This window comes from Curtobacterium poinsettiae (genome assembly GCF_047226435.1).
Taxonomy (GTDB): domain Bacteria; phylum Actinomycetota; class Actinomycetes; order Actinomycetales; family Microbacteriaceae; genus Curtobacterium; species Curtobacterium poinsettiae.
On record NZ_CP178434.1, the window covers coordinates 2,848,762 to 2,861,583 of the forward strand.

The following is a 12,822-nucleotide window of genomic DNA, read 5'->3' on the forward strand; positions in this document are numbered from 1 at the left end:
TGGCCGACCCGCACCGCGCGCGATCAGGTGAGGGCGAGCAGGTTGTTCACCTGCTCGTTCACCCCGGTCAGCGTCGAGACCGGCTTGCCGTTCGCGTAGACGTCGTCGAAGGCGGGCTGCAGCAGGGCCTGCACGTCGGCGGGGTTCTTCGTGACCGGGAACAGGAACGTCGTTTCCTCCTCGACCTGCCGGGTGAACGCCGAGACGTCCAGGCCGCGCTTCCGGAACGACGCCACCGCGGCCTCGGTGCCCGCGGGACGAGCGGGGAACACGATCCCGCTCCGACCGACGATCCGCTGCGCCTCGTCGCTGCCCAGGAACGCCACCCACTTCGCCGCGGCCTCGGGGTCCTTCGCCTGCTTCGTGATCGAGTCGCCGAGCCCGTTGAACATCGACGCGCGGTGTCCCGCCGGACCGATCGGGGTCGGGGCGACGGCGACGTCGAGGTCGTCCATGCCGAGGTACGAGCCGATCATCCACGAGCCGTTGAACGACAGCGCGCACTTGCCAGCGCCGAGCTGGACCTCGGGCCCGGTCGTGGTGGAGAACACCCCGTACTTCGCCATGTAGCCCTTCTCGGCCAGCCGGTAGTACCAGGCGAGGGTGTCCTGCACGACCCGCTCGTCGTAGCGGAACTTGTCACCCCAGGGGTTCTCGTTCGTGTAGAACCAGTCGACCGACCCGGTGAACGGCGACCACTGGGTCTGTCCGAAGCCGTCGCCGCCCGACCCGTTCGACGAGATGCCGTAGACGGCGACGTCGTCCTTGTCGAAGCCGTCCTCGTCGCCGCGTCGGCCCTTGGAGTCCACCGTCAGCCGGGCGAGCATCCGCTCGAACGTGCCGCCGTCGTCCGGGTTCCACTCGAGCGACCCGAGTTCCTCGGCGGAGACCCCGGCCTTCGCCATCGCCTTCTTGTCGTAGAACATCGCGACGGTGTCCCAGTCCTTCGGGGAGCCGTAGCGGTGGCCGTCCTGGCCCTTCCACAGTTCGGCGAGCCCGGACTGGTAGTCGTCGTCGCGGATGCCCTTGGTCGCGTCGAGTTCGTCGAGCTTGTAGAGCACGTCGAGGTCGGCGTACTGCGGGAACTTCGTCAGGTGGTCGGTGAAGACGTCGGGCGCGGTGCCGGCGATGAACCCCGCGGTGAGCTTGGTCCAGTAGTCGTTCCACCCGAGCTGGGTGATCTTCACGGTGATGTCCGGGTTCGCGCGGTGGAAGGCGTCGGCGACGGCCTGGTAGGCGGGTTGCTGGTTCGCGTCCCACAGCCAGTAGCTCACGGTCCGTGCACCCGATCGGCTGGTCGTACGCCGACCGGGCGACGAGCAGGCGGCGAGCGCACCGAGGGCCAGGGCGGAGGCGCCGCCGGCGAAGAGCGTGCGGCGGGTCAGTTGGTTCGTCATGGTGTTCGTCCTGTCCGACAGCCGGGTCACTTGATCCCGGAGAAGCCGATGGAGTTGACGATCCGCTTGGCGAAGACGCCGAACAGCAGGATCATCGGGAGCGCCGCCACCAGGGTCGCGGCCATGAGCCCGGCCCAGTCGGTGCCGGACTGCGGGGTCTGCGACTTGAAGACGCCGAGCGCGACGGTCAGCACCCGCGAGCTGTCGGTGTACGACACCATGAGCGGCCAGAAGTAGTCGTTCCAGCTCGTGATGTACGTCAGCACGGCGAGGGTGGCGATCGGGGCGGCCGCCATCGGGATGACGAGCCGGAAGAACACGCGGACCTTGCCGGCGCCGTCGATGAGCGCCGCCTCTTCGACCTCCTTCGAGATGCCGAGGAAGAACTGGCGCAGGAAGAACACCGCGAACGGGGTCATGAACATCGTCGGCAGGGCGATGCCGAGCAGGTTGTCGACGAGCCCGAGCTGCTTGATGAGCGTGAAGTTCGGCAGCAGCGTGAAGATCGCGGGGACCATCAGCCCGGCCAGGAACACCCCGAACACCTTGTCGCGGCCGGGCCAGCGCAGCCGGGCGAAGGCGTAGGCCGCCGCTGCCGAGAAGAACACCTGGCCGACGGTGACGAGCGTCGACACCAGGATCGAGTTGAGCAGGTACCGCCAGAAGTTCAGCGCGGCGCCGGAGCCGCCCTGCGCCAACGCCTCTTCGGTGGACTGCAGGCCGAAGACCCGCTCGAACCCGCCCAGGCTGAACCCGACGGGCAGCAGCGAGGTGGGGTCGGAGTTGATCGCGGTGTTCGACGACAGCGCGGTGCGCAGGATCCAGTAGAACGGGAACAGGGTGACGACGATGACGAGGATCATCGCGACCCAGGCGAGCACCCGGCCGAGCGACGGGCGGCGACGGTGGCCGGCGCCCATCCGGGGCGGGCGGGACGTGGAGACGGAGCGGGTGAGGGTCGTGGTCATGGCGCTTCCGTTCAGTCCAGGTCGGACTCACCCGAGCGGGTGAGTCGGTACTGGATGATCGTGATGATGCTGAGGACGATGAGGAGCGCGACCGAGACCGCGGACGCGTAGCCGAACTGGAACCGACCGAACGCCAGGTTGTAGATGTAGTTCTGCACGACGTTCGTGGCGTTCGCGGGGCCGCCCTGCGTGGTGACGGCGACGGTGTCGAACACCTGGAACGACCCGATCACGGTGATGATCAGCACCAGGGACAGGATCGGGCGGAGCAGCGGCACCGTGATGCGCCAGAACATCTTCCACTCGCTCGCACCGTCGATGCGCCCGGCTTCGTACACGGTCTCGGGCAGGGACTGCAGGCCGGCGAAGATGAGCAGCGCCGTGTAGCCGACGTGTCGCCAGACGTTGATGAGCGCGATCGAGGGGATGCCCCAGACGTCGCTCTGCAGGAACGGGATGCGGTCGAGGCCGAGCGCTGCGAGCATCTCGTTGCCGATGCCGAGCTGGGTGTCGAGGATCCAGAGCCAGACCAGGGCGGCGACGACGTTCGACACCAGGTAGGGCGCGAGCACGATGCCACGCACGAACGTCGACTTGGTCAGCCGGTGCATCATCACGGCGATGAACAGCGCGACGACGGTCTGGATGACGATGTTGATGAGGACGTACTCGATCGTCACGACCATCGAGTGCCAGAAGATCGAGTCCTGCACCAGTCGGGCGTAGTTCTGCAGGCCGGTGAACTCCGGCTCGGTAAGCAGGTTGTACGAGGTGAAGCTCAGGTAGATGCCCCGCACGGTCGGCCAGGCGAGGAACACCGCGAACCCGACGGCTGCCGGGGCGATGAAGACGAGCGCGAGCCACAGGTCGTTCCTGGGGCGGCGCCGCGGGGCGGTGGTGCGGGCACGGGCGAGGTCGGCGGACCGACTCCTCCGTCTCGTGCTGGCGGTCGTCAAGGGTGACGACACAGGGCTCTCGGTTGCCATCGCGACTCCTTCGTCTGCGGTGGACTGACGTGCAGCAGTCCGTGAGCCGGGAATCTACACGTGGGGACCACGGCTCGCAAGAGGCTTTTTCCGTGCTGTGGACAGGGGTTGTCACGTGTAGACAGCGTGTGTCAGGATGGCGCTCGATCGCATCGGAGCGACCCGCTCGGCGACGCATCCCACACCCCTGGAAAGGTCACTGATGATCTCTGTCGGAATGGTCGGCGCGGGCCAGTTCGCCCCCCAGTTCGCCAAGCTGTTCAAGCTCCACCCCGACGTCGACCGGGTCTACGTCACGGACCTGGTCGACGAGCGGGCATCCGAACTCGTCGAGACGCAGCACCTCGACGGCACCTTCGACGACTTCGACGCCGTCCTCGCCTCGGACGTCGACGCCGTCGCGATCTTCACGCAGCGCTGGACCCACGGCCCGCTCGTGGTCAAGGCCCTGCGCGCCGGCAAGCACGTGTACTCCGCCGTGCCGATGGCGATCTCGGTCGACGAGATCCGCGACATCATCCAGGCGGTCCGCGAGACCGGCCTGACCTACATGATGGGCGAGACGAGCTACTACAACCCCGCGACGGTGTTCGCCCGCAAGCAGGTCGCCGCCGGCGCCTTCGGTCGGGTCTTCTACGCCGAGGGCGACTACGTGCACGACATGGACCTCGGCTTCTACGCCGCGTACCAGTACAGCGGCGGCGACGAGTGGAAGCGCACCGCCAGCTACCCGCCCATGCTCTACCCGACGCACTCCGTCGGCGGGGTCCTCGGCGCGATCCCCGGGCACGCGGTCAGCGTCAGCTGCATCGGCGTGAAGGACGAACGCGGCGACGGCGTCTTCGACAAGGACGTCAGCCAGTTCGACAACGACTTCTCGAACGCCACCGCCCTGTTCGAGCTCGACAACGGCGGGGTCATGCGCATCAACGAGATGCGTCGCGTCGGCTACCCGTCGCACATCCGCGAGTCGCGGTTCCGCTACTTCGGCACCGAGGCCAGCTTCGAGCAGCTCGCGAAGACGAGCGTGTGGCAGGACAAGGAGGACTCGTACGACATCAGCGACAAGATCGACACCCAGGCGACGATGTCCCTCGACGACCCGCGCCTGGCCGACGTCGACCCGTCCCTGCGTGACGCGTTCGTGTCCGGCTACGCCGAGGTGCACGACACCGACCGCCTGCCCGCCGAGTACGACGGCGTGCCGACCGGGCACGAGGGCAGCCACCAGTTCCTGGCCGACGACTTCGTCCGCGCCGTCGTCGACCGGACCCTGCCGCCGGTGAACGCCTGGACCGCCGCGCGCTTCACCCTGCCGGGCATCATCGCCCACCAGTCGGCGCTGCAGGGCGGCGCCCGGCTCGAGGTGCCGGACTTCGGCGACGCCCCGGAGACGACGAACGCCGGAGCGACGCCCGCGACGCCGACGAGCGCACCGACGTCAGCCGGCAGCACGTCGTCGGCTACGATCGCGTCCGAGTAACACGTGTCGTTCGGGTGCCGGTCCGTCGTGGCCGGCACCCGAACGACGCTCCCGGACCCGACGAAGGTGGCACCCGTGACCGTCCCGACGAACCCGAGGGCGGTCACCCGCGCGGACGTCGCCCGCTACGCCGGTGTCAGCACCTCCGTCGTCAGCTACGTCGTGCACGACGGCCCCCGCCCCGTCGCCGCCGCCACCGCCGCACGTGTCCGCGAGGCCATCCGCGTCCTCGGCTACCGCCCGAACGCGAGCGCCCAGGCCCTGCGCACCGGCTCGTCGAAGATGCTCGGCCTGATCGTTCCGGAGCTCGACAACCCCTTCTGGTCCGAGCTCGCCGTCGCCGTCACGCACGCCGCCGCAGCACGCGGCTACGACGTCCTGCTCGCCAACAGCGACGGCGATGCCGCCCAGGAGCGTGAGCGGCTCCGCAGCCTCTCCGCCCGCCAGGTCGACGGTGTCATCGTGACGAGCATCATGACCCACCCGGACCTGTCGACCGTCACCGACCCCGGCCTGCCGATGGTCCTGCTCAACACGTTCTTCGAGGTCCCCGAGTACGCGAGCATCGGTGTCGACGCCCTGCGCGGCGCCCTCGACGGGACCCGCCACCTGGTCGAGCACGGCTACCCCTCGATCGGCCTCGTGATGGGGCACACCGGATCGATGGAGCTCCGCGAGCAGGGCTGGATGCGTGCCCTGCGCCAGGCCGGCCTGCCCGACGGGCCCATCGTCCGTACCGACTTCACCCGCCGCGGTGGCTACGAAGCCGGACTCCGCATGTTCGCCGACGAGACCGGGCCCCGAGCCGTCTTCGTCAGCTCGGACATGCAGGCGATCGGCGTCATGCGGGCACTGTGGGAGCTCGGTCTGCGCGTCCCCGAGGACGTCGCGATCGTGTCGTTCGACGGCGCGGCCGAAGCGGACTACACGAACCCGCAGCTCACCACGGTCCGGCAGCCGATCGAGACGATGGCGGTCGCCGCGGTCGACCGCGTGCTCGGCCTCGACGCCGACAACCAGTGGCACCGTGACCTGGTCCCCGCCGAGTTGGTCCTCGGCGCGAGCTGCGGGTGCGACGTGCGTCGCTGACGCACCCAAAAGCGGACTGGAGGTTCGGGGGCGGGGCCGCAACGGGCCTCCCGTCCGTCAGCTGGTCGCGTTCAGGGCGCCGGCTCCATGACGGCACGCAGGCGCGCGGTCGGGATGCGCTGCTGCGCATCCACCGTCACGGCGGCGGCCTCGACCGCCTCGCCGCTGTCGGCGTCGACGAAGCGCAGGTCCGACGGCCGCTCGGACGGGCGGTGCCGGTCCGCCCAGCTGCCGAGGGCGAGCAGCACGAGCGACAGGTCGCGGCCGGCGCCGGTCAGGACGTACTCCTCGCGGGCACGGGCTCCCTCGGGCTTGTAGGTCGTGCGCTCGAGCACTCCCCCGTCGACGAGTGAGGCCAGGCGTGCGGTCAGGACCTCGCGCGGGATGCCGAGGCTCTGCTGGAACTGGCTGAAGCGGGTCGAGCCGCCGAGGGCGTCGCGGACGATCATGAGCGTCCACTTCTCGCCGAGGACGTCGAGGGAGCGTGCGATGGGGCAGCGCTCGTCGCCGCCGAGGATGCCGAGCATGTGTTCATCCTAGCTGGGTTCGATTTCCGGACACAACGTGCTAGGTTCGATTTCCGTACTCAACTTCTCTTCTCTGGAGCACTCATGACCAACCTCACCAACGCCGTCGTCCTCGTCACCGGAGCGAACGGCGGCCTCGGCGCCGAGTTCGTCCGCCAGGCACTGGAGCGTGGCGCCACCAAGGTCTACGCGACCGCCCGCAACCCGCGCACCTGGGACGACGAGCGCATCGTCCCGCTCGCCCTCGACGTCACGAGCCAGGAGAGCGTCGACGCCGCAGCCCGCGCCGCAGCCGACGTGACCGTCGTCGTGAACAACGCCGGGATCGCCGGCTCCGACCCGCTCGTCGACGTCTCCGTCGAAGAGGTCGAGCGCATCTTCGCCACCAACGTCTTCGGCGCACTCCGCGTCGCCAAGACCTTCGCCCCCTCGATCGCCTACGGTGCGCTGGTCGACGTGCACTCCGCGCTGAGCTGGGTCGCCCTCGCCGGCGCGTACTCGGCGTCGAAGGCCGCGTTCTGGTCGATCACGAACTCCCTGCGCCTCGAGCTCGCACCCCAGGGCACCCAGGTCGTCGGCGCCCACCTCGGCTACACCGACACCGGCATGATCGCCGACCTCGACGTCGAGAAGTCCGACCCCGCCGACATCGTCCGGTCGATCTGGGACGCGGTCGAGGCCGGCGAGCACGAGGTCCTCGCCGACCAGGTCAGCCGCGACGTCCGTGCCGGCCTGAGCGCCCCGCTCACTGCGCTCTACCCGATGCTCGCCAGCGCCTGAGACCTGTTCCCGTTCGGGCGCTGACGGTTCTGGTTCACGATCACCCGGATTCCTGAACCAGAACCGCCACCCGCCCCGATCGCGTCAGCCGCCCGCGCCGCGGTCCGTGATCCGACGGTTCGTGGCGGTGATGGCGGCGCGCTCGTCGTCGGACAGGCCACCGACGCGCAGGATCCGTCCCAGCACCTCGCTCTTGCGCTCGATGTAGTCGTCGATGTCCTCGGCCTCCGTGGCTGCCCGGCGCTTCACGGCGGCGTACTCGTCGCGGAGCGCCGGGTCGGCACGCAGCACGTCGCGCACGGCCAGGTGGTTCCGCAGTGCGAGCGACCCGGCCGCGACGACGTAGGTGTTGGTCGGGGCGAAGCGGTCCGGCGCCCGGAACGCCTGCCGCCAGGGGACGCCCAGTTCACCCCGCGGCTCGAAGCCGATGGTCGCCATCGCCGCAACTGCAGCCGGGACGTCGGCAGCGTCCACCACGACGTCGACGTCGAGCACGGGCTTCGCCGCCAAGCCGGGCACGGACGTGCTGCCCACGTGCTCGATGCTCCGGAACCGCACGTCAGCGTCGTCGAGTGCGGCGGCGTACGCATCGCGCAGCTGCCGGAACCGCTCGGGCCACGACGACCGGTACTCGACGACCTCGATCACGGGACCGGCGTGGGGGCGAGGAGCTGGAACATGACGTGGTCGCGCCAGACCCCGTCGATCTTGATGTACTCCGGCGCGAAGCCGTACCGGGTGAAGCCGGCCGACTCGAGCGCGCGCTGCGAGCCGACGTTCTCGGGCAGGGTCTCGGCCTGCACGCGGTGCAGACGGAGCACGTCGAACGCGTGATCGGCCGCGGCGCGGACAGCGCGGGATGCGTGGCCCTGGCGCGTGCGGTCGGCGCGGATCCAGTACCCCATCGCGCACGACTGCAGGGCGCCGCGGACGACACCGCTCAACGTGATGCGGCCGAGGAGTTCCCCGTCGGTCGACTCGATGACGAAGGGCACCGCGTTGCCGGACCGCTGCGCGGCGAGGGCCTGCGTGATGACGTCCCGCTGCCCGGACTCGGTGAAGTACGACGGTGCACGGGCCGGTTCCCACGGTCGTAGGTGGTCGGCGTTCTCGGTGATGACCGCAGCCAGGACGGCCGCGTCGTCGAGGCGGAGTGGGCGCAACCGTGTGTCCATCGCGGAGGGTGTGGGATTCGAACCCACGAGACATCTCTGCCCACCTGTTTTCAAGACAGGCTCCATCGGCCGCTCGGACAACCCTCCAGTGACGCGACCACGTGGCGAGACGTGATCGCGTCCCTGGAAGTCTAACGGGCCTCCAGGCAGGGGTGCGCGCGGAGGCGGACTAGCGCGGAAGCGAGTCGAGCGCCGCTGCCAAGCCGTCGTCGGCGATGCCGCCGGTGAGCTCGTTGCCGGCGTCGACGACGTCGTCGGGGGCCTGGCCCATGACGATGCCGCGACCGGAGGTCGAGGCCCAGCGGAGCATGTCGATGTCGTTGCGGCCGTCTCCCGCGGCGAAGACGCGGGAACGCGGGATGTCGAGCCACTCGCGGACGCGTTCCATGGCGGTGGCCTTGGTGACGCCCTCGGGGGCGATGTCGAGCCACGAGGTCCAGCCGACGGAGTAGGAGACCTTGTGCAGGCCCATCTGCTCGACGATCTGCAGGAAGTCCTCGGTGTCGTGGCCGGGCGAGATGACGACGACGCGGGTGGCCTCGACGCCGAGCAGCTGCTCGAACGGCACGTGCTCACCCTCGACGGTCATCGTGTCGTCGGGGAAGTTGCCGGACAGCAGGAAGTGACCGGTCTCGTCCTCGACGCCGAACGCGGCGTTCTCGAGCGCACCGTGGATGGTCTGCAGCACCTCGGACGGATCGAACCGCTCGACGTGTTCGCGCACGTAGGAGCCGTCGGCGCGACGGGCCAGGACGAGCGCACCGTTGGCACAGACCAGGTACTTCGGCCGGATGCCGAGGGTCTCGAGCAGGGGCACGGTCATGCCCTCGCTGCGGCCGGTGGAGAGCATGACCTCGTGCCCGGCGGCCTCGGCGTTCCGGACGGCGGCGACGACGGCCTCGGTGATGACACCGTCCTCACGCATGGTGGTGCCGTCGATGTCGAGCGCGACCAGCCAGCGCTTGGTTCGCGCGGGTGCCTCGGCGCCGGCGCCCTGCTCGGATCCGTCCACGAACCGTCCCTGGGTGCTCATCGGGGCTCGATCACCTCGACGCCACCGAGGTAGGGGCGCAGGACCTCCGGCACGACGACGGAACCGTCGGCCTGCTGGTGCGTCTCGAGGATCGCGACGATCCAGCGGGTGGTGGCGAGGGTGCCGTTCAGGGTGGCGACCGGGGCGGTCTTGCCGCTCTCGGTGCGGTAGCGGATGTCGAGGCGGCGGGCCTGGTAGGTCGTGCAGTTCGACGTCGAGGTGAGCTCGCGGAACGTGCCCTGCGTCGGGACCCAGGCCTCGATGTCGTACTTCTTCGCGGCGCTCGTGCCGAGGTCACCGCCCGCGACGTCGATCACGCGGTAGTGCAGCCCGAGGTCCTGCAGCATCTGCTCCTGGTACCCGACGAGCTTCTCGTGCTCGGCCTCGGCCTGGTCGGGATGCACGTAGGTGAACATCTCGAGCTTGTTGAACTGGTGCACGCGGAGGATGCCGCGGTTGTCCTTGCCCGCCGACCCGGCCTCACGCCGGTAGCAGGTCGACCAGCCGGCGTAGCGGTGCGCGGTCTTCTCGATGTCGAGGATCTCGTCGGCGTGGAAGCCGGCCAGAGCGACCTCGCTCGTGCCCGTCAGGTACAGGTCGTCGGCCTCGAGCCGGTAGACCTCGGCAGCGTGCTCGCCGAGGAACCCGGTGCCGGCCATCGTCTCGGGGCGCACGAGCGTCGGGGTGATGAGCGGCTCGAAGCCCGCGGCGATCGCACGGTCGAGGCCGAGCGACATCAAGGCGATCTCGAGCCGGGCGCCCATGCCGCGCAGGAAGTAGAAGCGTGAGCCGGAGACCTTCACGCCGCGCGGGATGTCGATGATGCCGAGGTGCTCGCCGAGGTCGGCGTGGTCCTTCGGCTCGAAGTCGAACTCGGGCTTGGTGCCGACGGTGCGGAGTGTGACGAAGTCGTCCTCGCCGCCCTCGGGGACCCCGGGGAGCACGACGTTCGGGATGCCGCGGACGACGGTGTTGAAGGTGTCCTCGGCCGCGGTGACGGTGGCCTGCGCCTCCTTCACCTTGGCGGCGAGGGCCTGAGCCTGCTGCACGAGCGCGGCCTTCTCGTCCTTCGGGGCCTTGGCGACGGTCTTGCCGAACGCGTTCTGCTCGGCGCGGAGCGACTCGAACGAGGTGATCGCGCTGCGGCGGGCGGAATCGGCGGCCACGGCTTCGTCCACGACGGCCTCGGAGGCACGGCGTGCCCGCTGTGAAGCCTTGATGACGTCCGGGTTGTCGCGGAGCAGCTGTGGATCGATCACCGCTCCATCCTAGACAGGGGCAACCGCACGCAGCCTCGATCGGTAGCGTGGACGTATGTCGAGCCCTTCGGAGACCGCGCCCGCGGACCAGGACGCCCTCCCCACCGAGCAGCGGACGGCCGCGGTGGTCTACAACCCGGTCAAGGTGCACCTGCCGACCCTCAAGCGCACGGTCCAGGAACACCAGGAGCAGGCCGGTTGGGCCGAGACCCTGTGGTTCGAGACCTCCGAAGAGGACCCGGGCGGCGGCATGGCCCGCGAAGCGATCGAGGCCGGTGCCGACGTCGTCGCGGCGGCCGGTGGTGACGGTACGGTCCGTGCGGTCGCCGAGGTCGTGCACGAGGCCGGTTCGACCCTGGCCCTGCTGCCGAGCGGTACCGGCAACCTGCTCGCGCGCAACATGAAGCTGCCCCTCGACGACCTGGCTGCGAGCGTCCGGACGATCTTCCACGGCGACGACCGCAAGATCGACTTCGGCATGCTCAAGGTGGAGCGTCCCGGCGGCGAGCGCGAACGCTTCGGCTTCCTGGTGATGGCCGGCCTCGGGCTCGACGCCCGGATGCTCGTGAACACCCGGCCCGAGCTGAAGAAGAAGGTCGGCTGGCTCGCCTACGTCGACTCGCTGTTCCGCTCGGTGCGCGACGCGAACGCGTTCGAGTTCCGCTACCAGCTCGACGACGACGGCAACCACTCGCTCCGGGCGCACTCGCTCATCGTCGGCAACTGCGGCATGCTGCAGGCCGGCGCGATCCTGCTGCCCGACGCCGAGATCGACGACGGCGTGTTCGACATCGCCGTGATGCGTCCCCGCGGGTTCTTCGGCTGGGTCCGGATCGGGGCGCGGGTGTTCTGGGAGAACGGGATCCTGCGGGCGTTCCGCCGGTCGAACCTGGGCAAGACCGCCGTCGGCAAGAAGATCGTGTCGCGTTCGCGCGAGGAACGGCCCCTGCGCTACCTGCGTGGGCAGGAGTTCACGGCGCGGCTCGAGCGCCCCGACGAGTTCGAGATCGACGGCGACCCGGTGGGCGAGGTCATCGCCTTCCGCTCGCGGATCGATCCGATGGGGCTCTCCGTGCGCGTGCCGGACCCGGCGGACGACCGCCACGGCTCGCGCCAGGTGCCCTGAGCCTGACCCTGTCGTGCGGGCCGCGGGCCGCGGTCCGCGCTACCGCCCCCCGGGCTCGCCGGACACGATGGCGCGCAACCAGTCGCGCGCCTCGACGAAGGCGGCGTCCGAGTAGCGCGCCGGCACCTCGGGGCGGGCACCGTCTGCCCGCGGGTACGACCCGAGGAACGTCACACGCGGGCTGAACCGCCGCAGGCCGAGCAGCGCGTCCGCCACCCGCTCGTCGCGCACGTGCCCGTCGAGGTCGATGACGAACCGGTAGCGGCCGAGCTCGTCACCGATCGGCCGTGACGACAGCAGCCCCATGTTGATGCCCCTCGTCGCGAACTGTTCGAGCATGTCGACCAGGGCGCCGGGGTGGTCGGCGGGCAGCTCGACGATGACGCTCGTCTTGTCGGCTCCGGTCGGTTCGGGCAGCGCGAGCGTCTTCGACACGAGCACGAACCGGGTGACCGCCGAGGCGTTGTCCCCGATGGACGACGCGAGCACGACGACGTCGTGGTGGTCGGTGATGCCGGGCGGCGCGACGGCGGCGTCGGCCGTGGGGTCCGCCTCGAGCAGGGCGAGGGCCGCGGCGACGTTCGACGACGCCGGGATGTGGCCGTGGCCGGGCAGGTTCGCCTCGAGCCAGTTGTGGGTCTGCGCGTAGGCGACCGGGTGTGCGTTCACGGTGCGGACGTCGGCCAGGGTCGTGCCGGGTCGGGCGACGAGCACGAAGTCGACGGGGACCAGGTACTCCCCCACGATCCGCACACCGGGGATCCGGGCCAGGGCGTCCTGCGTGGCACTGACCCCGCCGTCGACGCTGTTCTCGATCGCGATGACGGCCCCGACGGAGCGGCCGGACATGACGTCGTCCAGGGCCTCACCGACGTTGTTGACGCTCCGCCAGGGCTTGCCGGCGGCGGCCTCGACGAGCTTGAGGGCCGCCTCGGTGAAGGTGCCGGCGGGTCCGAGGTAGGAGTACGTGTCGGACGGCGCGGCGGGGTCGGTCATGCG

General features: G+C 69.9%; 13 protein-coding genes and 1 tRNA gene. 4 read left to right on the plus strand and 10 right to left on the minus strand.

Going from position 1 to position 12,822, the window contains the following annotated elements; all coding sequences use genetic code 11:
• Positions 1 to 23: 23 nt before the first annotated feature.
• From ACL00U_RS13360 to ACL00U_RS13370, 3 genes are read right to left on the minus strand one after another with little or no spacing between them, the layout of a single operon-like run.
• Positions 24 to 1,397 (minus strand): ABC transporter substrate-binding protein, encoded by a 1,374-nt coding sequence (locus ACL00U_RS13360; RefSeq protein WP_056071014.1) that lies wholly within the window; start codon positions 1,395 to 1,397, stop codon positions 24 to 26.
• Positions 1,398 to 1,423: 26 nt separating this feature from the next.
• Positions 1,424 to 2,365 carry a carbohydrate ABC transporter permease gene (locus ACL00U_RS13365; protein WP_175470719.1) on the minus strand — a complete coding sequence of 314 codons (942 nt, stop codon included), beginning with the start codon at positions 2,363 to 2,365 and terminating at the stop codon, positions 1,424 to 1,426.
• Between the two features lie 11 nt (positions 2,366 to 2,376).
• On the minus strand, positions 2,377 to 3,351 hold the full coding sequence (locus ACL00U_RS13370; protein WP_081612346.1) for a carbohydrate ABC transporter permease: 975 nt from the start codon (positions 3,349 to 3,351) through the stop codon (positions 2,377 to 2,379).
• 202 nt (positions 3,352 to 3,553) lie between these two features.
• Between ACL00U_RS13370 and ACL00U_RS13375 the strand changes: the two genes are divergently transcribed.
• Positions 3,554 to 4,834 (plus strand): Gfo/Idh/MocA family protein, encoded by a 1,281-nt coding sequence (locus ACL00U_RS13375; RefSeq protein ID WP_374101221.1) that lies wholly within the window; start codon positions 3,554 to 3,556, stop codon positions 4,832 to 4,834.
• A 66-nt stretch (positions 4,835 to 4,900) separates the two neighbouring features.
• Positions 4,901 to 5,923 carry a LacI family DNA-binding transcriptional regulator gene (locus ACL00U_RS13380; RefSeq protein ID WP_042540619.1) on the plus strand — a complete coding sequence of 341 codons (1,023 nt, stop codon included), beginning with the start codon at positions 4,901 to 4,903 and terminating at the stop codon, positions 5,921 to 5,923.
• 71 nt (positions 5,924 to 5,994) lie between these two features.
• Here ACL00U_RS13380 and ACL00U_RS13385 read toward each other — a convergent pair whose 3' ends face one another.
• Positions 5,995 to 6,450: a winged helix-turn-helix transcriptional regulator gene (locus ACL00U_RS13385; protein WP_263136658.1), complete on the minus strand. Its 456-nt coding sequence runs from the start codon at positions 6,448 to 6,450 to the stop codon at positions 5,995 to 5,997.
• Positions 6,451 to 6,534: 84 nt separating this feature from the next.
• Here ACL00U_RS13385 and ACL00U_RS13390 point away from each other — a divergent pair, with 84 nt between their 5' ends.
• Complete coding sequence (locus ACL00U_RS13390; RefSeq protein ID WP_412873490.1) at positions 6,535 to 7,230, plus strand: SDR family oxidoreductase; 696 nt, start codon at positions 6,535 to 6,537, stop codon at positions 7,228 to 7,230.
• Positions 7,231 to 7,314: 84 nt separating this feature from the next.
• Here ACL00U_RS13390 and ACL00U_RS13395 read toward each other — a convergent pair whose 3' ends face one another.
• From ACL00U_RS13395 to serS, 5 genes are all read right to left on the minus strand, one after another.
• Entirely contained in the window at positions 7,315 to 7,878 is a 564-nt protein-coding gene (locus ACL00U_RS13395) for a GrpB family protein (RefSeq protein ID WP_071250640.1), read from the minus strand.
• A complete protein-coding gene (locus ACL00U_RS13400) occupies positions 7,875 to 8,405 on the minus strand; it encodes a GNAT family N-acetyltransferase (RefSeq protein ID WP_214519484.1) in 531 nt (176 codons plus the stop codon). Before ACL00U_RS13400 ends, ACL00U_RS13395 begins: the two co-directional genes overlap by 4 nt.
• A gap of 2 nt (positions 8,406 to 8,407) precedes the next feature.
• Positions 8,408 to 8,492 (minus strand) — tRNA-Ser (locus ACL00U_RS13405).
• A gap of 82 nt (positions 8,493 to 8,574) precedes the next feature.
• Positions 8,575 to 9,438: an HAD family hydrolase gene (locus ACL00U_RS13410; protein ID WP_214519465.1), complete on the minus strand. Its 864-nt coding sequence runs from the start codon at positions 9,436 to 9,438 to the stop codon at positions 8,575 to 8,577.
• Positions 9,435 to 10,697, minus strand: a complete 1,263-nt coding sequence (serS, locus tag ACL00U_RS13415; RefSeq protein WP_017888296.1) for a serine--tRNA ligase — start codon at positions 10,695 to 10,697, stop codon at positions 9,435 to 9,437. The genes ACL00U_RS13410 and serS overlap by 4 nt, the downstream gene beginning before the upstream one ends.
• A 55-nt stretch (positions 10,698 to 10,752) precedes the next feature.
• Between serS and ACL00U_RS13420 the strand changes: the two genes are divergently transcribed.
• Positions 10,753 to 11,823, plus strand: a complete 1,071-nt coding sequence (locus tag ACL00U_RS13420; protein ID WP_052481911.1) for a diacylglycerol/lipid kinase family protein — start codon at positions 10,753 to 10,755, stop codon at positions 11,821 to 11,823.
• Between the two features lie 39 nt (positions 11,824 to 11,862).
• On the opposite strand, the gene pheA is transcribed toward ACL00U_RS13420, so the two are convergent.
• On the minus strand, positions 11,863 to 12,819 hold the full coding sequence (gene pheA / locus ACL00U_RS13425) for a prephenate dehydratase (protein ID WP_412873491.1): 957 nt from the start codon (positions 12,817 to 12,819) through the stop codon (positions 11,863 to 11,865).
• Positions 12,820 to 12,822: the final 3 nt, after the last annotated feature.

Coding starts and splice junctions, on each gene's coding strand:
- ACL00U_RS13375 (WP_374101221.1), top strand. CDS start 3,554: ATGATCTCTGTCGGAATGGTCGGCGCGGGCCAGTTCGCCCCCCAGTTC.
- ACL00U_RS13370 (WP_081612346.1), bottom strand. CDS start 3,351: ATGGCAACCGAGAGCCCTGTGTCGTCACCCTTGACGACCGCCAGCACG.
- ACL00U_RS13410 (WP_214519465.1), bottom strand. CDS start 9,438: ATGAGCACCCAGGGACGGTTCGTGGACGGATCCGAGCAGGGCGCCGGC.
- ACL00U_RS13400 (WP_214519484.1), bottom strand. CDS start 8,405: ATGGACACACGGTTGCGCCCACTCCGCCTCGACGACGCGGCCGTCCTG.
- ACL00U_RS13360 (WP_056071014.1), bottom strand. CDS start 1,397: ATGACGAACCAACTGACCCGCCGCACGCTCTTCGCCGGCGGCGCCTCC.
- pheA (WP_412873491.1), bottom strand. CDS start 12,819: ATGACCGACCCCGCCGCGCCGTCCGACACGTACTCCTACCTCGGACCC.
- ACL00U_RS13365 (WP_175470719.1), bottom strand. CDS start 2,365: ATGACCACGACCCTCACCCGCTCCGTCTCCACGTCCCGCCCGCCCCGG.
- ACL00U_RS13390 (WP_412873490.1), top strand. CDS start 6,535: ATGACCAACCTCACCAACGCCGTCGTCCTCGTCACCGGAGCGAACGGC.
- ACL00U_RS13385 (WP_263136658.1), bottom strand. CDS start 6,450: ATGCTCGGCATCCTCGGCGGCGACGAGCGCTGCCCCATCGCACGCTCC.
- ACL00U_RS13420 (WP_052481911.1), top strand. CDS start 10,753: ATGTCGAGCCCTTCGGAGACCGCGCCCGCGGACCAGGACGCCCTCCCC.